Here is a 21,507-nt window from a genome sequence, read left to right as displayed (position 1 = left end):
CCCACACCGTACACGCTGTAGGAGCGAGCTTGCTCGCGAAGGTCTTGAACGATGACGCGGGCTGTTTGTAAGCACGCGGGGTCTTGAGGTTTTTCGCGAGCAAGCTCGCTCCTACAGAGGGCGGTTTGCCTGACAAGGATTTTGCCTGTTCATGAGAAGTTCCTACCTGTACCTGTTGATGGCTGCGTTGACCTGCGGCCAGACGATGGCCGCCGATCTGGCTCTGGGCCCTTGGGCACCGGCACTTGAGGCAGATGCCATCACCTTCCTGCCCAACGGCTCCGAGCGCCTCGCCGCGAGCAACCGTGACGGCCTGCTGTTGCTGGATGCCGAGGGGGCCGAGCTGGCTCGCTTCAAAGGCAACTTCAGCAGCCTGGATACCCGTGCCGCCGGCCGCCAGGTGCTGGTCGCGAGCCTGGACAACGATCGCCAGCAGGCGCTGCTGGTCAGCCTCGATCCGCAGAGCCGCCAATGGGGCCAGCCGTTGTACCTGCCGGCACGGGACTTCCCGGTCAACGGCCTGTGCCTGTACCGCGACGAGGCCAGCAACCTGTTCCTGTTCCTGGTGGGCGAGGAGGGCAAGGGCGAGCAATGGCTGGTGGGCGCCGGCGCCCGGCTGAGCGCCACCGCGCAACGGGTACGCGGCGTACCGCTGCCGCCGGCGGCGCAGTTCTGCCAGGTGGACGATGGCGCCAATCAGTTGCTGGTCAACGAAGAGAACGTCGGCTGGTGGGCCTACCCGGCGCACCCCGAGGCGCAGGTCGAGCGGCGGCCGGTGGCCATGCGCGCGCCCTTCGGCGACATCGCCAAGGCCGCCGGCGCCATGGCCCTGGTGCCGGGCGGCGTGCTGGCGCTCGACCCCAAGGCGGCGCGGCTGCACCTTTATCAGCAGGGCGACCAACAGGGCGAAGGCTGGTCGCCCAGGGCCAACCTGAACTTGCCCGGCCTGAAGGAGCCGGAAAATCTCGCCGTGCAGGCCAGCGCCAAGGGCCTGCAAATACTGTTGCGCGACGATGACGATGGGCAGGTCTACCAGGGCCGGCTGGACTGGCAGGCCACCCCGGTGCCGCTGGCGCCGGTGCTGCCGAATGTGCCGGCCCTGAGCCAGAGCGAGCCGGTGGGGCGCCAGGGCGACGCGGCGGACGACCCGGCGATCTGGATTCATCCGCGCCAGCCGGCGCTGAGCCGGGTGCTGGGCACCAACAAGAAGCAGGGGCTGCTGGCCTACGACCTGCAAGGCAAGTTGCTCCAGGAGTTGCCGGTGGGGCGGTTGAACAACGTCGACCTGCGGGCGAACTTCAAGCTGGGTACCCAGGTGGTCGACCTGGCTGTGGCGAGCAACCGCGATCACAACAGCCTCAGCCTGTTCAGCATCGATCGCGCCAGCGGCGAGCTGCGCGAAGCCGGGGAGATCCCCACGCCGCTCAAGGAAATCTACGGTATCTGCCTGTTCCAGCCGGCTAGCGGCGAGCTGTATGCCTTCGCCAACGGCAAGGACGGCCGCTTCCTGCAATACCGCCTGAGTGCCGCCGATGGCCGGGTCCAGGGCGAGCTGGTGCGCCAGTTCAAGGTCGACAGCCAGCCGGAAGGCTGTGTCGCCGACGACCAGCGCCAGCGCCTGTTCCTCGGCGAGGAAGACGTCGGGGTGTGGGCGGTGGATGCCCGCGCCGACCAGCCGGCCAACCTCGCCAGCGTGATCAAGGTCGGCCCGCAGCTGCATGCCGATGTCGAGGGCCTGGCGCTGTACCAGAGCGAGACGCATGACTACCTGGTGATTTCCAGCCAGGGCAACGACAGCTATGTGCTGCTCGACGCCGAGCCGCCGTTCGCCTCCCGTGGGGCTTTCCGGGTCGGCCTGAATGCCGCCGCGGGCATCGACGGGGCGTCGGAAACCGATGGCCTGGAAGTCACCTCGGCCAACCTGGGCGGGCCCTGGAGCCAGGGCTTGCTGGTGGTCCAGGACGGCCGCAAGCGCATGCCCGAGCAGACCCAGAACTTCAAGTTCGTGCCCTGGGCCGAGGTGGCCAGGGCGCTGCAACTGCCCTGAGCTGTCATTAACCGTTCATCAACATGTCATCGAATAGCCCCGGGGCCGTCGCGGATTGACGGCCCGGGCGCACAGGCAAAGGAGTTTCACCATGCAGGCGACACTGGAACACATGACCATCTGGGGGTTGATCGGCGATGCCAGCCTGTTGGTCAAGGCAGTCATGCTCACCCTGTTGCTGGCGTCGTTGCTCAGCTGGTACCTGATCATCCAGCGCACCAGCGTGCTCAAGCGTACCGAACGCCAGCTCGACGCCTTCATCCAGCGTTTTCGTAGCAGCGCCGAACTGACCCCGCTGTACCGCGAAAGCCTGCAACGGGCGGACGGCGAGGGCGGGGTCGAGCCGATCTTCCAGGCCGGTTTCCAGGCCTACAGCCAGCTGCGCCAGCAGGGCGGCAACCCGGCCGGGGTGGTGCTCGAAGGGGTGGAACGTTCGCTGTACGTGGCCATCAGCGAGCAGGAAATCCGCCTGGAGAAAGGCTTGCAGTTCCTCGCTACGGTCGGTTCGGTCAGCCCCTATATCGGCCTGTTCGGCACCGTGTGGGGGATCATGAATTCCTTCCTCGGCCTGTCCCAGGTGCAACAGGCGACCCTGTCGACCGTGGCCCCGGGCATCGCCGAAGCGCTGATCGCCACCGCCATCGGCCTGTTCGCGGCGATTCCCGCGGTGATCGCCTACAACCGCTTCGCCGCCCGCGGCCAGACCCTGCTGACCCGCTACTACGCCTTCGGCAACGAACTGCAGGCGCGCCTGCATCGCCAGTTGCACGGCGCGTCGTCGAACCTGGCCGTCGCGGCCTGAGAGGAGAGTGCAGATGCTAGTCAGGCCGCAACGCAAGCACGGGCCCAAGGCCGAAATGAACGTGGTGCCCTACATCGACGTGATGCTGGTGCTGTTGGTGATCTTCATGGTCACTGCGCCGATGCTCACCCAGGGGGTGAAGATCGAACTGCCCAAGGTTGCCAGCGAGGCCCTGGCCACTGACACCCGGCAGCAGATCCTGACCCTGTCGGTGAAGGCCGAGGGCGGCTACTACTGGAACCTCGGCGGCGAGCTGGATACGCGCCAGCGGACCGACAGCGCGGTGGACCTCGACGAGATGCGCGCCAAGGTCGCGCAAATCGTCGCCGCGCGCAGCGATACCCAGGTCTACATCCGCGCCGACCAGGACGCCGGCTACGGCCTGGTGGTGGCGGCCATGGCGGCGTTGCAGCAGGGCGGGGTGAGCAACCTGGGGCTGGTGACCGAGGCCCCGCAATGACGGCGATGATCATGCACAGTCCACGGCAGGCTTTCGACGAACTCTCCCTGCAACCCTCGCCCAGGCACTGGCGACCCCATGCGCTGGCCGCGGCCCTGGCGGTGGCGCTGCACGCCGGGGTGCTGGCGCTGTTGGTGGCGGGCTGGTCGGTAGAGCCGCCGGCCGCCGAACAGCCGGCGGTGTTGCGTACCCAACTGGTGATGTTGCCGCCGACAGCGCAAGCGCCCGAGCCCGCGCCGGCCATGGTCGAGCCCGTATCGGCACCCGCACCACCGGAGCCGGTGCTCGCGGCCCCGGTCGAGCCGGTCAAGCCTGCTGTCGATCCGCAGCTCCAGGCGCGCAAGCTCGAACAGGCGGCCCTGGCGCGCAAACGGGTCGAGGACAAGAAACGCGAACAGCTGGCCGAGCAGCAGCGCGAGCGCCAGGAAAACCAACAGCGCAGCCGCGAAGCCGAGCAACAGCGCCTGGCCCAGGAGCAAGCGCAACAGCAGCAGCGTGCCGAACAGGCCCGCTTGGCCGCCGAGCGCGCCCGGCAACAAGCTGCCGCCCAGGCCGTGGCCGACAGCCGCCAGTACCTGCCCCTGAGCAAGGAGGCCCCGGACTACCCGCAACGCGCCCTGGACAAGCACATCGAGGGCGACTGCACCGTGGAATACAGCGTTAACCCGCAAGGCAAGGTGGAGAATCCCAAGGTGCTCGATGGCTGCCACCCGCTGTTTATCCGCCCCTCGCTGGCGGCGGCCAACACCTTTCGCTACCAGCCGCGCATCGTCGACGGCCAGGCGGTGGCGGTGCCCGCGGTGCGCAACACCTTTCACTACCGCATCAAATAGCGTCGGCTGTTCTTCTTCTGTAGGGGCGGCCCGTCGGTGTTCGACTGCCCTCGATGAACGATACGCGGTGCCGCAGACAAACCGCGGTGTCTCCATCGCGGGCAAGTCGGATCGCCGCCCGCTCGCTCCTACGGGGTTGTGCGTATTTTTCTGTCAGTGGGAAGCCTGGCGGCCGGTGAGGAAAACATTGCGGTAACCCTCTAGATCCGATGCGTATCGAACAGAAACTTTCTCACTGTTTCCATTCGTATCCAGATTGAATGGCCAGTCGTTTGGCTAAGTAATCTTTAGAGGCGGTATAAGATGTTTTTTATATAAGGCGATTCTTAAAGTTTTATATAAGGCGTTTCTGAAAATAAGTCCGATTTTTAAGTTTTGACAAGGTTGATGATATAAAGCTGGCCCCACTTTCCATGATGCTCGTTATCTCATGTCTCTCTATTTTCGGAAGCATTTTTTCGGGATTCTTGTGTTTGTCCTTTCACTTGTCTGCTCGAAAGTGCAAGCAAGTTGCATTATTCATGCTGGCGGCGTTGACGTCGGTACGCGCATTGTCAGATTGCCAGTGGCACCGTCCGAATCCTTTGATCCCAGTGTTCCTGACGGCACGGTCCTGTACAGTTCAACCTCACAAGGATCAGCGCAGGTAGGGGCAGCCGAGTGCTCCGGACCTATTGGCCGTCTCGAGTATAGAGGGGTAGGGGCCGTGGGCAGGTTCAATACCTATGCGACTTCGGTTTCCGGTGTGGGTATTCGAATAAACTACTATAAAGCGGGATGGTGGCCACAGTCATTTTCGTCCAGCTCGACGATGTACGCTCTGTACGATTACTACCCTTCCGTAAAAATCGAGTTGGTAAAAACCGGCCCTATTACGGCGGCGGGGCGGATGACCGGGCTTATCGGTACCTTTAGGTCTATCGATCACGGTATCGACTTCCAGCGTTTTGTAATCAACGGCAATCTGGAGATCAAGCCGAGAGTGCCTACGTGCACCGTATCGACCCCCACGATCGCCGTGGGCATGGGCAAAGTACACATCAATGCTGTGGCCGATAAGGGCGCTACCAACCCGGCACGTCCTCTGGAGATTCGTTTGCAATGCTCGGGCGGGGATGCAGGCGCCCATACAAGAATGTTCATGACCTTGAGCGATGCCGCCAACCCGGGCAATCGCTCCACTACGTTGTCGTTGCTGTCTGGCACTTCCGCCACGGGAGTGGGTATCCAGATACTGCGCAGCGACGACACGCTGGTCGGCTTTGGTCCCGACTCGGCGGTAGCTGGCAATCCGAATCAGTGGCAAGTAGGTGAGTTCGGTAACGGCCTGGTGACCATTCCGTTAAGGGCGCGTTATATCCCCACCGGTGGCAAGGTCGGTCCTGGAACGGCCGATGCTGCTGCGACCTTCACCATGAGCTACCAGTAGCCGAGCGGACGCTCTGCATTCAGCGGTCAATTCAGTAAACCCAGCACATCACGCTCAAACGCTCTTGTGCTGCTGTAGGACCTGGCCGCAGATGCCCCCCTCGCTGGCCCGCAATGCCCTCAGGCCGTGGCCGCGCCTGCCTTAGTGTTGGCTCTGGGTCGATCCCGACCGTCACCCGAGAGGAACACCATGTCGGCACCGACTGCCTCGCTGCGGTTTTCATCCGTCCTCACGCCGTATCGCCTGGGGCGCATCGCCCTGTGGCTGGTGCTGGGCGGGCTGCTGGTGGCCTGCGGCGACAAGCCCGCGCCGCCATCGGCGGCCACCCTGCAACAGCTGCCCGACGACTCGGCGCTGGCGCGGATCTATGACAGCAGCTGCAAACTCTGCCACGCCAACCCGGCGTCCGGCGCGCCGCTGACCGGCGACGTCCAGGCCTGGCGCCCGCGCATCGCCCAGGGCGCCGACACCCTGCTGGACCACAGCATCAACGGCTATAACGGCATGCCGCCGATGGGCCTGTGCATGCAGTGTTCCGAGGAGCAGTTCCTCGGCCTGATCCGCTTCATGTCCGCACAAGACCTCCAATAATCCGGCACAAGGACACTGGCATGAGCATGCCCCTCACACGACGTCAGCTGTTGCAACGCGCCGCGGTAGCCGGGACCTTCAGCGCGCTGGCCAGCAACCCGCTGCTGGCCGAGCTGGTGCGGGCGCCCCGGCTGATTCCCTGGCGCAACTGGTCCGGCGCGCAAAGCTGCCTGCCCCTGGCGCGGCTGGCGCCCAAGGACCTCGACGAGCTGGTGCAGGTGATTCGCCAGACCCCGGGCAAGATCCGCCCGGTGGGTTCGGGGCATTCCTTCAGCGCCCTGGTGCCCACCGACGGCACGCTGCTGTCGCTGAGTTTTTTCAGCGGCCTGCTCAGCCATGATGCCGCCACTTTGCAGGCCGAGTTCGCCGCCGGCACGCCGATGTCGCGCATGGGCGCGCCGCTCAAGGCGATCGGCCAGGCCTTGCCGAACATGGCCGACATCGACTACCAGACCCTGGCCGGGGCCATCGCCACCTCGACCCACGGCACCGGTGTCGGCTTCAAGTCCTATTCGGCCCAGGTGTGTGGCCTGCAACTGGTGACCGCCAGCGGCGAGGTGCTGGACTGCGACAGCAGCCGTAACGCCGAAATCTTCAACACAGCGCGGGTCTCCCTCGGTGCGTTGGGCGTGACCACCCGGGTGCGTCTGCAGAATCGCCCGGCCTATCGCCTGCGGGAAAAACAGTGGATCGCCAAGACCGAGGAACTGCTCGAAGACCTGGCGAAAAATACCCGCGAGAACCAGCACTGGGAAATGCTGGTGGTCACCCATTCCGACTACGCGCTGTCGATTGCCCTGAATGAAACCGATGACCCGGCGACCCCGCCCGTGGATCCGGCGGAAGAGGGTGGCAACGAGTTCGTCAGCCTGATCGAGAACCTCGATAAATACCTCAGCGACTTTCCCGAAACCCGCCGCACCCTGCTCAACAGCCTGCGGCATTTCGCCCGCTTCGACGACCGGGTCGGCGACTCCTACGAGGTCTACGCCAACGTGCGCAACGTGCGCTTCAACGAAATGGAGTACTCGGTGCCGGCCGAGCACGGCCCGGCCTGCCTGCGGGAAATCCTCAAGCTGATCCGCGACAAGGACCTGCGCACCTGGTTTCCCATCGAGTACCGCTATGTCCAGGCCGACGACATTGCCCTGAGCATGTTCGAGGGCCGCGACAGCTGTTCGATCTCGGTGCACCAGCACTACGCCATGGACCACCACAACTTCTTCGCCGCCATCGAACCGATCTTCTGGAAGTACGCCGGCCGCCCGCACTGGGGCAAGTTGCACAGCCTCAACGCCCGGCAGTTGCAGGCGTTGTACCCGCGCTGGCGGGAATTCACCCGGGTGCGCGAAGCGCTGGACCCCGGAGGCAAGTTCCTCAATGCACACCTGTCGTCCATCCTGGGCGTGGTCTGAAGGGAGATAAAAAGCATGAATCGACGCAACTTCCTGCTCGGTACTGCGGGTGTCGGCGCCTTGTTGGCGGGGGTGGGTACCTGGCTGCGGCCCGCCGACCGGGGCGGGCCCTACAGCGACTATTTCCGCGCGCTGAACCAGGAACTCAAGGCCCACGGCCCGATGCGCCCGGTGCTGCTGATCGACCTCGATCGCCTGGACCACAACATCGATGTGGTGCTGCAGTCGGTCAAGCGCGGCGGCAAGCAGCTGCGGCTGGTGGAGAAATCCCTGCCGTCGCCGGGGCTGCTGGCGTACATCGGCCAGCGTGCCGGCACCCAGCGCCTGATGTCGTTCCACCAGCCATTCCTCAATCACGATGCCCTGCGTTTTCCCGAGGCCGATATCCTGCTGGGCAAGCCGCTGCCGGTGCGTTCGGCCGAGCTGTTCTACCAGGGCCACAAAGGCCGGTTCGACCCGGCCCGGCAGTTGCAATGGCTGATCGATACCCCGGAACGTTTGCAGCAATACCTGGCCCTGGCCCGCGGCCTGGGCACCCGGCTGCGGATCAATATCGAGCTGGACGTCGGCCTGCACCGCGGTGGAGTGAAGGACAGCAGCGGCCTGGGGCCGCTGCTGACCCTGATCGCGGCCAACCCCCAGCACCTGGAGTTCGCCGGTTTCATGGGCTACGACCCCTTTGTCGGCATGGGCGTGCCGGGCATTCTCGGCTCGCCCGAAGCGCTGTTCGCCAAGGTCATGCAGCGCTACCAGAGCGCCGTGGACTTCACCCGGCAACGCCATCCGGCGCTCTGGCAGCCGGGGCTGACCCTCAATACCGCCGGCAGCCCCAGCTACCGCATGCATGAGCGGGAACAGTTGAGCAGCGAGGTGTCGGTGGGCACGGCGATGCTCAAGCCGACCCATTACGACCTGCCATCCCTCAGCGAACATCGGCCCGCAGCCTACATCGCTACCCCGGTGCTGAAAAACACTGGCCCGGTGCGCATCCCGGCGCTGGACGACAAGTCGAAGCTGCTGGCCTGGTGGGACCCGAACCAGCGCGAGACCTTCTTCATCTATGGCGGCAACTGGCAGGCCGAGTTCGAGTCGCCGGCGGGGCTGCAAAGCAACGGTCTGTTCGGTCGCAGTTCCAACCAGGAGATGGTCAACGGCTCGCCCGCCGTGGGCCTGGGGCCGGACGACCAGGTGTTCCTGCGGCCGATGCAGAGCGAAGCGCTGCTGCTGCAATTCGGCGACCTGCTGGCGGTGCGTGGTGGGCGGATCGTCGAGCGCTGGCCGGTCTATAGCTAGGTTTTTGCGCTGTTCTCAAGGTCTTTCGCGAGCAAGCTCGCTCCTACCAGATTGCGTTCTTCTGTAGGAGCGAGCGGGCGGCGATCCGACTTGCCCGCGATGACCGTGACGCGGAATGTCTGAACCACCGCGTTATCGTTCATCGCGCGCAAGCTGCGCTCCTCCATTACAAAGAGAACGGAATCGTCAGCTTGGCCCACAGCATCTCGCCCTCGGGCCGGTTCTCCACGTCGAACTCCTTGGCCCAGCGGATCTCCGCGCTGGCGTACTTGAGGAAGGTCAGGTACAGCGCCGGGCCAATGGCGAACACCTGGCCGCGCACGCCGTCGTCCACGTCCTCGCCGAGAAACTGCACGGTGCGGCCATACTGTTTGTCGTCGCTGGTCTGCTTCAGGTAGTAGCCGTTGAGCCCCAGGCTCAGGTTGTCGGTCACCTTGTAGCTGGCGGAATAGTCGAAGTGGAAAATCTGCCCGGACTTGTAGTCGGTGGCGTGGTTTTCCTCGTTGAAGCTGTAGGTGGTCTTCAGCGACAGCTCGGTGCGCGGGGTCGGCAGCCAGGTCACCGAAACCAGCGGCTTGTAGGTGTAGAAATTGTTGCTGGTGTTGGCCAGGCGCGTCGCGTCGTACTTGCCGGTGGGAAGGGTGATTTCCACGGCGGCGCCCAGGGTCAGGTTCTTGCCCAGGTCCCACAGGATGATCGGCGCGATGGTGGTGTCGCCCATGCCTTCGCGCTGGTCCTTGAGGCCGAAAACCCCCACCTGCTGGCGCAGATAGGGCTGCGCCACGTAACCGCCGAGGCGCCCGCCGAACAGCCGCAGCGGGCTCAGGTAGTCGAGGCGGGGAATGATCGCGTCCGAGACGATCCGCACGTCCGGCACCTTGCCGCCCAGGGAGCTGATATTCAGCTTCCGCGCTTCGTAGTGGTTGTAATACAGGTTGAAGGCGAACATGTGGTCCGGCAGGTCGTTGACGTCCAGCGGCAGGATGAAAAAACCGTCGGTGCCGGGGCCGATATTGTCGACCCCGGATTCGCTGGCCGGGGCCAGGGCGGGCAGGGCGGCGAGGCAGGCCAGGCTGGCGGCGAGGCGTCGGGAGAGAGGGGTGCGGGTCGAATTCATGTTCGGGCTCTTATTATTGTCAGTGGGCGCGCAGTGGGCCGGTTTCCGGCCGCCCCATAGGAATAAGCCTTCGGCACCCGGGCAGGCAGGGTATTGGCGGCCACTGAGGGGGACTTTCGCGGCCAGCCTGCAATGACTTGTTACATCCTTGCGTGAACGCGAGCGGAAAACGCTATGCTGAGCGGGCGCTCGCCTCGCCCTGGCGGTGATGGGAGCGGGGCGCATAACCAGAATAAGCATTGCAGCCGAACCGGCTCGGGACCCGATGCCCATGCAGATGAAAGCCGTCGATCCACAGTACCAACTGGCCCTGGTTTCACCCTTCCTGTTGCAGACCCTGGCCGAAGTCGCCGGCAGCCACGGCGTCGACCCACACGCCCTGTGCCGCGGCCTGGGCTTCACCCTCGACGACCTGCAGGACCCTGCGCAACGCATCTCCTACCGCCAGGCCGTGGCGATGATCCAGCGCGCGCTCAAGGCCTTGCCCCGGCAGGGCCTGGGCCTGTGGGTCGGGCATCAGAACGTGCTCGGCACCCTGGGCCTGCTGGGGCATGTGCTGTCGCTGTGCAAGACCCTGCGTGATGCCTTCGACATCGGCATCCGCCACCAGCACACCTCGGGCGGCATCGTCAGCTGCACGGTGCGGCAGCAGGGCGACGAATTTTTCGTCGAGGCCGAATGCCGGCTGCCCTACAGCGATGTGCAGATCTTTGCCGTCGAAGAGTTCTTCGCCAGCCTGCCGGTCTATGGCCGTGCCCTGGTCGGCGCCGATTTCCAGGCGCTGCGGGTCGAGTTCATGCACGCCGCCCCGGCTTACCAGGACGAGTACCTGCGCCTGCTGGGGCCCGACGTGCACTTCGGCTGCCTGCACAACCGCATGGTCATCGCCGGCGAATGGCTTGATACGCGCCTGCCCAACCACCACGCCGTGGCCCTGCGCCAGGCGCTCAAGCTGCTGGAACTGGAAAGCGCCCAGGTGCACCGCAAGCTGGACCTGATCCAGGCGGTGGAGCGGGCCATCTCCCGCGACCTGACCCAGGGCAGCCATATCGACCAGGTCGCCAGTGACCTGAACATGAGCGGGCGCACCCTGCGCCGGCGCCTGAGCGAGCACGACCTGACCTTCGACGCGCTGCTGGAGCAGGTGCGCCGGGCGCGCACCCTGAGCCTGCTGGCCAACCCGCAGCTGTCCATCGAGCGCATCACCGAGGCGGTCGGCTACAGCGACGTGCGCAGTTTTCGCCGGGCGTTCAAGCGTTGGACCGGCCTGAGCCCCAGTGCCTATCGGGAGGAGGGCGGCCAGGCGTAGGGCAGGGGGCGTGGCCCTTCACCGCGTCACTTCATGGGTGTCTAAACCCCCACAAATTGTGGTGCTCCGGGTAAACTTCGCGCTTTCTTCAAGGAGTCGCTATGAGTTACTACCAGCCGGGCATTCTTGCCACCCCCGTTCCGAGCCAGGCTCGCCATTTGTTTTTCGCCCTCGAATCCATCGAGGCGCTGCCGGCGGCGATCGATCGTCTGCTGACGCTGGTGGACGGGAAAACGGCGGTAGCAGGGTTTGGCGCGTCGCTGGTCAAGGCGCTGGGCGCCCGCGTGCAGGGGCTCAAGGCCTTCCCGGCGCTGACCGGGGTCGGCGTCGACAACCCTTCGACCCAGCATGCGCTGTGGGTCTGGCTGCATGGCGAAGACCGCGGCGAACTGCTGCACCGCGGCAACGCCCTGGCGACCGCCCTGGCCCCGGCGCTGCGCCTGGTGCAGATGAACGAAGCCTTCCGCCACAAGACCGGCCACGACCTGACCGGTTACGAGGACGGCACTGAAAACCCCCACGATGAAGAGGCAGTTTCCGCGGCCCTGGCCGACGGCAGCGACGGCCTGCGCGGTGGCAGCTTCGCCGCGATCCAGCAGTGGCAGCATGACTTCAAGGGCTTTGCCGCAATGCATCAGGAGGAGCGCGACAACATCATCGGCCGCCGCCTGAGCGACAACGAAGAGCTGGACGACGCGCCGGACTCGGCCCACGTCAAGCGCACCGCCCAGGAGAGCTTCACCCCCGAGGCCTTTATGGTGCGTCGCTCGATGCCGTGGATCGAAGGCGACAAGGGCGGCCTGATGTTCCTCGCCTTCGGCCACAGCCTCCAGGCCTTCGAAGTCCAGCTGCGACGCATGAGCGGCCTGGAAGACGGCATCGTCGATGGCCTGTACCGCATGAGCCGGCCGATCACCGGCGGCTACTACTGGTGCCCACCGCTGCTGGACGGCCGCCTCGACCTGCGCGCCCTGCAAGCGGTCTGAGCGGCCCATGGGCACAGGAGGAGAGGGCATGCCGCCCGTGCGCTGGGGCATGATCGGTTGCGGCAGTGTCACCGAGCGCAAGAGCGGCCCGGCCTTCTACAAGGCGCCGGGCTCGGCCCTGGTGGCGGTGATGGGCCGGCGCCTGGAAGCGGTGCGGGACTATGCGGCGCGCCACGGCATCGCGCGTTTCTACACCGATGCCCAGGCGCTGATCGACGACCCCGAGGTGGACGCGGTGTACATCGCCACGCCGCCCGACAGTCACCACGCCTACAGCTTGCGGGTGGCCGCCGCCGGCAAGCACTGCTGCGTGGAAAAACCGATGGCGTTGAACGCCGCGCAAAGCCTGGAGATGCAGCAGGTTTTCCAGCGGGCCGGCTTGCACCTGTTCGTGTCCTATTACCGTCGTTCCCTGCCGCGCTTCCAGCAGGTGCGGCAATGGCTGCGGGACGGGCGCATCGGTGAGGTCCGCCACCTGAGCTGGACCTTGACCAAGGCGCCGTCCGAGGCCGATCGCAATGGCGGCCGCAATTGGCGTACCGATCCCCAGATTGCCGGCGGCGGTTACTTCGCCGACCTGGCGAGCCACGGCCTGGACCTGTTCCAGTACCTGCTGGGGGACATCACCGAGGTCGCCGGTTTCACTGCGCGGCAGGCTGGGCTGTACAGCGCCGAGGACGCGGTGAGCGCCAGCTGGCGCTTCGCCTGCGGCGCCCTGGGCACGGGGGCCTGGAACTTCGTCGCGGACCGTCGGGTGGACCGGGTGGAGATCATCGGCAGCCAGGGACGTATCGCTTTCTCGGTCTTCGACGAGCATCCGCTGCACTTGGACGCCGATGAACAGCTGAGCCTGTTCATCGACAACCCCGAGCACATCCAGTGGCACCACGTGCTGGGCATGAACGCCCATATTCGTGGTGAAGCGCAGCACCCGGCGCTGGCCGCCGAGGCCGTGAAAACCGACCGGGTGATGGACCTGATCCTTCGGCGTGGTTAATCGCCAACACACACCGCCGTTGTAGGAACAGAGGGGGGCCCGGTCTGGCCCGAGTCAATCCTGTCTGACGCCTCCGGGTGTCCGGTCTGGGGCTATCACCAGTAAGTCTTGCTCCTGCAGGATGGCGCAGTAGGGTTCTGTAGAGACAAATGCACAAGCACAACGGGCCTGCCCGTTGTGCTCGCAAGTCCGATGCTAGAGGGGCTTAACTGTTAAAAGACACTTCAGTGTTATTGTCCTCGAAGACTGCTCAGTCATTTTCAAGTCTGTATAGACTTATGTGTTGGTAGCTGAGTAGGGCTGTAAAGCTATTGTTAAGAAGATTCTTAAATGTTTCGAATTTTCTTTGGTGAATTTTTGGGCGGTGATATAAAGCTGCCCCAGCCATTTCTTATGACCTTGTTTATGTCTAGAGTGATTTTTGCTTTCAGTATATTAGTTGCTGCCTTGCTTTCTTGCGTGAAGGCCAATGCAACTTGCATTATCAAAAACTCGAATGGACAAGTCGTCGAATCACTTATCGTGTCCCTGACACTGGCGGCGACCGAACCTTTTGATCCCAATGTTCCTGATGGTACTGTCATATACAGTTCTGCAGGACAGGGAACAGGGTTGGGAGGTTCAGCCACGTGTACCAGTGCGATTGGCGATGTTAGGTACTTGGGGCGCGGGCCCGTAGGGAGATTCAATACTTATAGTACTCCGGTTGCCGGTGTCGGTATCCGTATTCGTGGGGGTATCAACGCAAATCAATGGTGGCCTCAAGGAACATCAACTACTGGTACTGTCTTTAATCTGGGGCCGGCATCGGACTTTACGGTCGAGTTGGTGAAAACGGGGCCTGTTACCGCAGCAGGTAAAATAACGGGACTTATTGGCACGACCTCGGCTTATGATCATGGCTCGGACTTTCGCCGCATTATGATTAATGGTGCTTTGCAGATTAAACCGAGAGTGCCCTCTTGTGCGTTGTTGACCCCTGCTATCTCCGTGGGCCTTGGCAAGATCTCGATCGATTCCATGAGAGGAGTGGGGGCTGCGACTCCATTGTCTCCGCTGGAAATTCGCCTGAAATGTTCAGGGGGTAATGAAGGCAGTACCACAAGAATGTTCGTGACCCTGACCGATGCTGTCAGCCCGGGTAACAGGTCCAGTAATTTATCGCTGGTGCCGGGTCCCGCCACGGCCTCAGGGGTGAGTGTGCAGATATTGCGCGGTGACGGCACACCGGTCAGCTATGGCCCGGACTCGGCGGAAACCGGTAATCCAAACCAATGGCAAGTGGGTGAGTTTGGCAACGTCATGGTGACCATCCCGTTCAAGGCGCGTTATATCCAGACGGCCACTAGCGTTCGCCCGGGGTCAGCCAATGCGGCGGCGACCTTTACCATGAGTTATCAGTAGACGGATGACTTCTGCCGGGCTTGCCCGCGATAAACGATGATGCGGTGTGCCAGGCAAACCACGCCTAGGCCTTCGCGGGCAAGTCGGATCGCCGCCCGCCCGCTCCTACAGCAGCCAAACGCTATCCAGCGGCGCTAGTGCGCCGCGGTCATGTTCGGCCGGCACGAATGGAAGATGTCCAACTGCGGCTGGTACAGGCTGGTCCTGATCTCGAACAGCCCGAGCACCGAGTGGAACAGGTTGTCGTGGCTCAGGTCTGGCTCGCCGCTCTTGCCTTGCAGGCAGTCGCGCTGGATGCCCAGGTCATTCAGGGCCTGCTGGCCGAACCACATCAGCATCGGCACATGGGTCTGCGCCTGCGGCGCCAGGGCGTAGGGCGCGGCGTGCAGGTACAGGCCGTTTTCGCCGAGGGACTCGCCATGGTCGGAGACGTACAGCATCGAGGTGTCGAAGCGTTGCTGGTTGTGCTCGAGCAACTCGATGACCTGGGCCAGGAAGTGGTCGGTGTAGAGGATGGTGTTGTCGTAGACGTTCACCAGTTCCTCGCTGCTGCAACTGCCCAGCTGGTTGGTGTGGCAGATCGGGGTGAAGCGCTCCAGGCTCTTCGGATAGCGCTCGTAGTACTCCGGGCCGTGGCTGCCGTCGGCGTGCAGGACGATGATCGCGTTGTCGCCGAGGCGGTCGATGTACTGCTGCAGGTCCACCAGCAGGGCTTCGTCCAGGCAGTTCTTGCCGTCGCAGAAGGGGCTCGGCTGGGTCTTGGGAATGTCGCGGTTCGGCACCCGCAGGCAGGTGCCCTTGCAGTCGCTGTTGTTGTCCAGCCACAGCACCTGCACGCCGGCCCGTTGCAACACATCCAGCAGGCCTTCGTAGGTCTTGCCCTTCTTGTCGCTGTAGTCCTCGCGGGGAAACATCGAGAACATGCACGGCACCGAGACCGCGGTCGAGGTGCCGCAGGAGTGCACCTGGGTGAAGTTGAGGATGTCCAGCTTGGCCAGCTCCGGGTTGGTGTCCCGGGCATAGCCGTTGAGGGAGAAATGGTCGGCGCGGGCGGTCTCGCCGACCACTAGGATCATCAGCGACTTCTTCTCCCGGGTGCTGGCCTGGGCGCTCATCGCCGCGTCCTGGCCGATTGGCTGGACCACCAGGTGTTGCTTGATCCCCAGGCTCTGCTTGGCGTATTTGCCGAGGGCGTAAATGTAGTTGGTCGGGTTGATGAAGTGGGTCAGCTTGTCTTCTTCGCGAAAGATCGGCGCGTAGGTGGAATAGAAGGCACCGACCGAGACCGCGATCACCAGCACACAGCCGGCGATCACCAACAGCTTGTTCAGCAGGCCGCGAAAGAACGGCCGGTAGCGCACCGGGGAGCGCCAGATCAGCACCACCGGCAGCAGGCCCAGCACCAGCAGGTAGCCCAGCAGCTTGAAATTGAACAGCGCGGCGGCTTCGTCCGGGTTGGTCTCGAACACGTTCTGCACCATCACCGTGTCGATGGTGATGCCGTACTGGTTCATGAAATACGCGGCGGCGGCCGAGGTCAGGGCCACCAGGCTCAGCGCCGGTTTCAGGGTCCAGCGGAAGGACACCAGGGTCAGCAGCAGGGTGATGGCGGCCCACAGGAACAGCCCGAAGGAAGCGAAGAACGCCAGCTTGTGCAGGCCTTGCAGGCTGATCAGGTTGCCCAGCGCGCGCCAGGTGGCGAAGTTGTAGAGCAGCACCAGCGCCAGGGAAAACAGCAGCACCAGGCGGGTCGATGTGATTGACGGGATTCGCAGTCCTTTGCCCAAGACCATTTCAGTTCGTTCCTCTACCTGTGATGAAGGCGCCAGCAGTTGCACTGCCAACTATAGATAGGGATTGGTAAAAAAAATGTCGAAAGGGCGCTGCTTTTCGTATCGGCTCACGCCAACCAGCGCCCGCTGGATTCAGAAAGTCTTCCTGGCACTGGCGACCCAGGTCGCGCCACACAGGTCGCTGAACCCGTAATTGCCGGTGCACTGGCTTTTCGACAGGTCGGTATCGATATAGCTCAGGCCCAGCACCACGCCCGCCACTTCGCGGGTCAATCTGGCCTCCCATTCGTGGTAGGCGTCCTCGCCCTGGCCCGAGGCCGAGATCAGCCGGGGGTCCTTGAAGTCCATCTCGCCGTAACGCAGCTTCAAGCCCAGGCCCAGGGGCAGCTCGGTTTCGTAGCCGAGGTAGCGGTACAGGGTGCTCTGCTGGCTGTCGATGCCCGGCGCATCGTTGGAGTAATAGGCCGCCAGGCTGAACCCGTAGGCGCTGAAAATCCCGTAGACCTCGCTCTGGTTGAATTGCCCTTCCCTAGGGTAGCTGTACTTGAGGTAGCCCAGGTCGAGGCTGATCGCGTCGCTGGCCTGCCACAGCCAGCCGGCGTAGTAGTCGACTTCCTGGCGGGTCTTCAGGCCGCCGCCGAAATCGACGTTGGAGGTCCAGGCGCCCAGGTACAGGCCGCTGCTGTGCAGCAGGGTCGCGGCGGCCTGGGCGGCGGGGTCGTTCTGGGTCTGGGAAATGCCGCGGGTGCGGTAGTCGCTGGCCAGGGTCAGTTCCAGTTCCACGGCAACGTCATCGTTCAAGGGCAGGGCCTGGCTGCCCAGGGGCAACAGGCTCAAGGCACCGATGGCGAACAGGCTGAGGGTCTTCATGTGGGCGTCCCGTATTGTTGTGATTGTTATGGGCAGGTTTCGGGCAAGGCTGCGCCGGCCCACACGCGCAAGGACGTGGGGCGGGCAGTGGATCAGCTGGTTTTCAGACGGATCGGATTAGAGAGGTCGGGCGTAGACTTCGCGGCCGGCGAACCAGGTCTGCAGCACCTGGGTTTCGTGCAGGGCCTTTTCGTCGACCTTGAACACGTCGCGGTCCAGCACGATGAAGTCGGCCTGTTTGCCGGCGCTCAGCGAGCCGATCTGCTGTTCCAGGCCGATGGCGCGGGCGGCGTTGAGGGTGTAGGCGTAGAACATGGTTTCGCGGTCCAGGCGCTCGTCGGCGTTGAGCACCCCCAGCGGCCCCTTGCGGGTGATGGCCTGGGCGATGGCGTTCCACGGGTTGGGCGAGGACACCGGCCAGTCGCTGGCCCCGGCGAGGGTCGCGCCCTGCTTGAGCAGGGAGTGCGCCGGGTATTGGTAACGGAAGGCCAGGGCGCTGACGTAGGGCTTGATCATGTCCAGGGTGTAGTCGTCGGCCGAGGCCCATAGCAGTTGCATCGAGGCGATGACCCCCAGCGGCTTGAAGCGGGCGAACTCTTTCGGGTTGACCATCTGCAGGTGGGTGATGGAGTGGGCGATGCCGCTCTGGCGGTCCTTGCGCGCCTGGGCGATGCCGTTGAGGGATTCACGCACCGCGCGGTCGCCGATCGCGTGGATGTGCACCCGCCAGCCGCGCTGGTCGATGGCGCTGACCAGTTCGCCGAAATGCTCGGGATCGATCAGCAGTTCGCCCTGTTTATGTGAATTGCTGTAGGGATCGATCATCGCCGCGCTCTGGGCCGGGTACTCGATCACCCCGTCGGCGAAGATCTTGACCCCGGGCAAGGTCAGGTTGGGAATGCCCTGGAATTGCTGGCGCACCTGCTCCAGCACGTCGAGGTCGGCAGGAAGGCTTTTCGGGTTGGCCACCAGCAGCGCGGCGACGTGGGCGCTCATGCCGCCGCTCTCGGCGAGCGCCTTGTAGGCCGGCAGCACGCCAACTGTCTGGGCCGTGGGCTTGAGGGCGAACACCGCTTCGCCGGGGGCGGCGTTGGCGGCCGGGTCCATCCAGGCGGTGATGCCCAGGCTGTTGTTGTAGCGCACCGCCGATTGCGCCGCGTTGAGCAGGGCGGCGCTGCTGGGCACCGGCATTTTCGCCGCGACCCGGTCCCAGCCGGCGTCCACCAGGAAGCCGTTGGGGCGGCCGTCGGCGAGCTTGCCGATGGTGTCGCGTTCGGCCTGCGGCAGGTTCTTGAGCAGGGCGGCGTCGATGCCGGCGCGTTCGAGCATCGCATTGTTGGCCCAGGCGGTATGGTGATCGCTGCCGGTGAACACCACCGGCACCCTGGCCCATTCGCCGGCGTTGAAGCGCTGGCCCAGGGCTTCGGCCTGGGCCCAGTAGGCCGAGCTCATGCCGGCGATGCTGAGCACATCGCCATGCCTGGCCTTGCCGTCGTCGCGCCAGGCGCGCAGTTTTCGCTCCAGCTGGTCGAGGCTGACCACCTTGTCCTGCAGGTTGGCCGAGGTCATTTCCAGGCCGCCGAAGATCGCGTGGGAATGGCTGTCGATCAGGCCGGGCATCAGGGTCTTGCCGCCCAGGTCGATGACCCGGGTGCCGGTTTCGATCAGGGCCTTGATCTGCGCGTCGCTGCCCACCTGCAGCACCTTGCCGTCGGCCACCGCCAGGGCCTGGGCCTTGGGTTGGGCGCGGTCGGCGGTGAACACCTGGCCGTTGAACAGCACCAGGTCGGTGGCGGCCATGGCTTCCATTGAGGCAAAACTCACTGCAATCGCCAGCAGATTCGGGATGAATCTTTTCATTGAGTATTTCCTTGTTATTGCGTCTGATGGCCAGCTTATTGGCTTGCCAGAGCCGACAGAACGCCTCGCTGACGAAAAACGTTTTTGCCTGAATGGAAAAAGCATGGACAAGTTGAGTGCACTGAAAATGTTCGTGGTCACCGCGCAGTTGGGCAGTTTCAGCCGCGCCGCCGAGCAGTTGGGCAAGACCCCCTCGGCCCTGACCAAGGCGGTCAATCACCTGGAAGTCGAGCTGGGCGCGCGCTTGTTCGAGCGCAGCACCCGGCGGATCCTGCTGACGGAAGTGGGGCGGCTCTACCTGGACACCGCGCGCCAGGTCCTGCAGCGGCTGGAGGAGGCCGGCGAGGAAATCGAGCAGTTGCAGCATGGCCTGCGCGGCAACCTGAAAATCACCGCGCCGCTGGCCTATGGGCAGGCCTTTCTCGACCAGGTGTGTGGTGGTTTCCTCGAGCAGTACCCGCAGATCGACCTGCAAGTGGATCTGTGCGACGAGTTCGTCAACCTACTGGAAAGCGGCTACGACCTGGCCCTGCGCGAAGGCCATGACGACCTGCCGGGGTTGATTGCCCGGGTGGTCGGCAGCAATTGCCTGGCCTTGTGCGCCAGCCCGGCCTACCTGGCGCGCAAGGGTGTGGCGGTGACGCCGCAAACCCTCGACGACCACGAATGGCTGCTTTATCGCCATCCCTTGCTCAGCCGCGAATTCTGGTGGGTCGAGCGGGACGGGCAGCGCCTGAGCCTGCTGCAACCTCGGGCGCCGCGGCTGCGCAGCGACAATTACGACCTGCTGCTGGCCAATGCCCTTGCCGGGCGCGGGTTGCTGCACACCCCGTTGTGGAGCGCCGCGCCTTACCTGGCCGACGGCCGCCTGGTGCGGGTGATGGCCGACTACGCCATCGACCCGGACTGCTTCGGGCCGCACATCCTCGCGGTCTACCCCAGCCATCGACGGGCCACGGCCAAGGTGCTGGCGTTCATCGATTACATCAGCGCGTTCCTGGCGAGCCGCGGGTTGGGCTGACTGGCGGTTCTTGTCAGGAAAATCCGAGAGGAGTACAAATGTACTCCATGACCACTTTATCTCCCCGCCGCAGTGCCATCCTGACCTTTATCCGCGAGCGCATCGCCGAACATGGCCAGCCCCCGAGCCTCGCTGAAATCAGCGAGGCCTTTGGCTTCGCCTCGCGCAGCGTGGCGCGCAAGCATGTCGTGGCCCTGACCGAGGCCGGCTTCATCGAGGTCAACCCCAACCAGGCCCGGGGCATCCGCCTGCTCAACCAGCCGCCGCGCCCCGAACTGCTCGACATCCCGGTGCTCGGCCGGGTCGCCGCCGGCCTGCCGATCGGCGCCGATGCCGAGGTGCACAGCCGCTTGCTGCTCGACCCGGCGCTGTTTTCCCGTACCCCCGACTACCTGCTGCGGGTCCAGGGCGACTCGATGATCGAGGACGGCATCCTCGACGGCGACCTGGTGGCGGTGCGCCGCGACAGCGAGGTGCGCAACGGCCAGATCGTGGTGGCGCGGCTGGACGGCGAGGTCACCATCAAGCGTTTCGAGCGCCTGGCCGATGGCGTGCGCCTGCTGCCGCGCAACCCGGCCTATGCGCCGATCCTGATCGGCGAGGACCGCGACCTGGCCATCGAAGGGGTGTTCTGTGGCCTGGTGAGGCAAGGCTGATGGGCGCCGTCGTGGCACTGGAGACGCTGTTCAATGCCGGCCGGGTGTGGAAGGGCCGCCCGACGGCGCCCGCCGCCAGCCCGCAACCCACCGGCCACGCCATGCTGGACGCGGCCTTGCCCGGCGGCGGCTGGCCGGAAGCGGCGCTGACGGAAATCCTCATTGCCGCCCAGGGTGTCGGCGAGCTGCAACTGCTATGGCCGACCCTGGCCCGGCTCTCGGCCGCCGGCGAGCGCATCGTGCTGGTGGCGCCGCCCCATGTGCCGTACCCCCAGGCCTGGCAGAACGCCGGGGTCGACCTGCGCCAGCTGGCGGTGATCCAGGCCGGCGAACGGGACGCCCTGTGGGCCGCCGAGCAGTGCCTGCGTTCGGGCAGTTGCGGGGCCGTGCTGTGCTGGCCGCAACAGGCCGACGACCGTGCCTTGCGGCGTTTGCAGGTGGCGGCCGAAACCGGCCAGACCCTGGCCTTTGCCTACCGCTCCCTCAAGGACGCCATCAACCCTTCGCCGGCGGCCCTGCGTCTTGCCGTGGAGGCGCGGCCGGCGCAACTGCGGGTGCTCAAGTGCCGCGGCGGCCTGGCCCATTCGGCACCGATCGCCTTCGCCCCGGGGCCCTGAGGTTGCC

The 21,507-nt window shown here is 64.6% G+C and carries 20 protein-coding genes; 15 read left to right on the top strand and 5 right to left on the bottom strand.

Annotated elements, in window-relative coordinates:
* The first annotated feature begins 205 nt into the window (after positions 1–205).
* The 8 genes from CRO75_RS21135 to CRO75_RS21100 all read left to right on the top strand — a co-directional run bounded on the left by CRO75_RS21135 (position 206) and on the right by CRO75_RS21100 (position 8,870).
* On the top strand, positions 206–2,047 hold the full coding sequence (locus CRO75_RS21135) for a phytase (protein WP_239990620.1): 1,842 nt from the start codon (positions 206–208) through the stop codon (positions 2,045–2,047).
* Positions 2,048–2,138: 91 nt separating this feature from the next.
* Entirely contained in the window at positions 2,139–2,849 is a 711-nt protein-coding gene (gene tolQ / locus CRO75_RS21130) for a protein TolQ (protein ID WP_097137914.1), read from the top strand.
* A gap of 13 nt (positions 2,850–2,862) precedes the next feature.
* Entirely contained in the window at positions 2,863–3,309 is a 447-nt protein-coding gene (gene tolR / locus CRO75_RS21125) for a protein TolR (protein WP_097137912.1), read from the top strand.
* Positions 3,306–4,142 (top strand): energy transducer TonB, encoded by an 837-nt coding sequence (locus tag CRO75_RS21120; RefSeq protein ID WP_097137910.1) that lies wholly within the window; start codon positions 3,306–3,308, stop codon positions 4,140–4,142. The genes tolR and CRO75_RS21120 overlap by 4 nt, the downstream gene beginning before the upstream one ends.
* Before the next feature lie 706 nt (positions 4,143–4,848).
* Entirely contained in the window at positions 4,849–5,571 is a 723-nt protein-coding gene (locus CRO75_RS21115; RefSeq protein ID WP_177409772.1) for a fimbrial protein, read from the top strand.
* 189 nt (positions 5,572–5,760) lie between these two features.
* Complete coding sequence (locus tag CRO75_RS21110) at positions 5,761–6,162, top strand: cytochrome c5 family protein (RefSeq protein WP_097137906.1); 402 nt, start codon at positions 5,761–5,763, stop codon at positions 6,160–6,162.
* A gap of 86 nt (positions 6,163–6,248) precedes the next feature.
* Positions 6,249–7,577 carry a D-arabinono-1,4-lactone oxidase gene (locus CRO75_RS21105; RefSeq protein WP_097137958.1) on the top strand — a complete coding sequence of 443 codons (1,329 nt, stop codon included), beginning with the start codon at positions 6,249–6,251 and terminating at the stop codon, positions 7,575–7,577.
* A gap of 84 nt (positions 7,578–7,661) precedes the next feature.
* Positions 7,662–8,870, top strand: coding sequence for a DSD1 family PLP-dependent enzyme (locus tag CRO75_RS21100; protein WP_177409774.1), 1,209 nt, complete (start codon positions 7,662–7,664; stop codon positions 8,868–8,870).
* On the opposite strand, the gene CRO75_RS32870 is transcribed toward CRO75_RS21100, so the two are convergent.
* Both CRO75_RS32870 and CRO75_RS21095 read right to left on the bottom strand, forming a co-directional pair.
* Positions 8,867–9,022, bottom strand: coding sequence for a hypothetical protein (locus tag CRO75_RS32870; protein ID WP_155736168.1), 156 nt, complete (start codon positions 9,020–9,022; stop codon positions 8,867–8,869). The two genes, CRO75_RS21100 and CRO75_RS32870, sit on opposite strands and share 4 nt — an antisense overlap.
* Positions 9,023–9,036: 14 nt before the next feature.
* Positions 9,037–9,987 carry a transporter gene (locus CRO75_RS21095; protein WP_097137902.1) on the bottom strand — a complete coding sequence of 317 codons (951 nt, stop codon included), beginning with the start codon at positions 9,985–9,987 and terminating at the stop codon, positions 9,037–9,039.
* 271 nt (positions 9,988–10,258) lie between these two features.
* Between CRO75_RS21095 and CRO75_RS21090 the strand changes: the two genes are divergently transcribed.
* From CRO75_RS21090 to CRO75_RS21075, 4 genes are all read left to right on the top strand, one after another.
* Positions 10,259–11,296, top strand: coding sequence for an AraC family transcriptional regulator (locus CRO75_RS21090; protein WP_092421191.1), 1,038 nt, complete (start codon positions 10,259–10,261; stop codon positions 11,294–11,296).
* 101 nt (positions 11,297–11,397) lie between these two features.
* The gene (locus CRO75_RS21085; protein ID WP_097137899.1) at positions 11,398–12,282 is read left to right on the top strand and encodes a Dyp-type peroxidase; all 885 of its coding nucleotides are present in this window, start codon (positions 11,398–11,400) and stop codon (positions 12,280–12,282) included.
* A 28-nt stretch (positions 12,283–12,310) separates the two neighbouring features.
* Entirely contained in the window at positions 12,311–13,279 is a 969-nt protein-coding gene (locus tag CRO75_RS21080) for a Gfo/Idh/MocA family oxidoreductase (RefSeq protein ID WP_097137897.1), read from the top strand.
* 330 nt (positions 13,280–13,609) lie between these two features.
* Positions 13,610–14,683: a fimbrial protein gene (locus tag CRO75_RS21075; protein ID WP_177409771.1), complete on the top strand. Its 1,074-nt coding sequence runs from the start codon at positions 13,610–13,612 to the stop codon at positions 14,681–14,683.
* A 134-nt stretch (positions 14,684–14,817) separates the two neighbouring features.
* Here the strand turns inward: CRO75_RS21075 and CRO75_RS21070 are convergent, their stop codons facing one another.
* The 3 genes from CRO75_RS21070 to CRO75_RS21060 form a co-directional block, all read right to left on the bottom strand.
* Positions 14,818–16,470: a phosphoethanolamine--lipid A transferase gene (locus CRO75_RS21070; protein ID WP_177409773.1), complete on the bottom strand. Its 1,653-nt coding sequence runs from the start codon at positions 16,468–16,470 to the stop codon at positions 14,818–14,820.
* A 138-nt stretch (positions 16,471–16,608) separates the two neighbouring features.
* A complete protein-coding gene (locus CRO75_RS21065) occupies positions 16,609–17,346 on the bottom strand; it encodes a TorF family putative porin (RefSeq protein ID WP_097137894.1) in 738 nt (245 codons plus the stop codon).
* 117 nt (positions 17,347–17,463) lie between these two features.
* Complete coding sequence (locus CRO75_RS21060) at positions 17,464–19,206, bottom strand: amidohydrolase (RefSeq protein ID WP_097137891.1); 1,743 nt, start codon at positions 19,204–19,206, stop codon at positions 17,464–17,466.
* A gap of 103 nt (positions 19,207–19,309) precedes the next feature.
* On the opposite strand from CRO75_RS21060, the gene CRO75_RS21055 reads away from it, so the two are divergent.
* From CRO75_RS21055 to imuA, 3 genes are read left to right on the top strand one after another with little or no spacing between them, the layout of a single operon-like run.
* Positions 19,310–20,227 carry a LysR family transcriptional regulator gene (locus CRO75_RS21055; protein ID WP_085534232.1) on the top strand — a complete coding sequence of 306 codons (918 nt, stop codon included), beginning with the start codon at positions 19,310–19,312 and terminating at the stop codon, positions 20,225–20,227.
* A 38-nt stretch (positions 20,228–20,265) separates the two neighbouring features.
* Positions 20,266–20,883 (top strand): transcriptional repressor LexA, encoded by a 618-nt coding sequence (gene lexA, locus CRO75_RS21050; RefSeq protein ID WP_007929352.1) that lies wholly within the window; start codon positions 20,266–20,268, stop codon positions 20,881–20,883.
* Positions 20,883–21,500 (top strand): translesion DNA synthesis-associated protein ImuA, encoded by a 618-nt coding sequence (gene imuA, locus CRO75_RS21045; protein WP_097137889.1) that lies wholly within the window; start codon positions 20,883–20,885, stop codon positions 21,498–21,500. The genes lexA and imuA overlap by 1 nt, the downstream gene beginning before the upstream one ends.
* Positions 21,501–21,507: the final 7 nt, after the last annotated feature.

The sequence above is a fragment of the Pseudomonas sp. LAMO17WK12:I10 genome (assembly GCF_900215185.1).
Lineage (GTDB): Bacteria > Pseudomonadota > Gammaproteobacteria > Pseudomonadales > Pseudomonadaceae > Aquipseudomonas > Aquipseudomonas chlororaphis.
The sequence above is the reverse complement of the archived record's forward strand: the minus strand, read 5'-3'. Positions and strand labels throughout refer to the sequence as shown.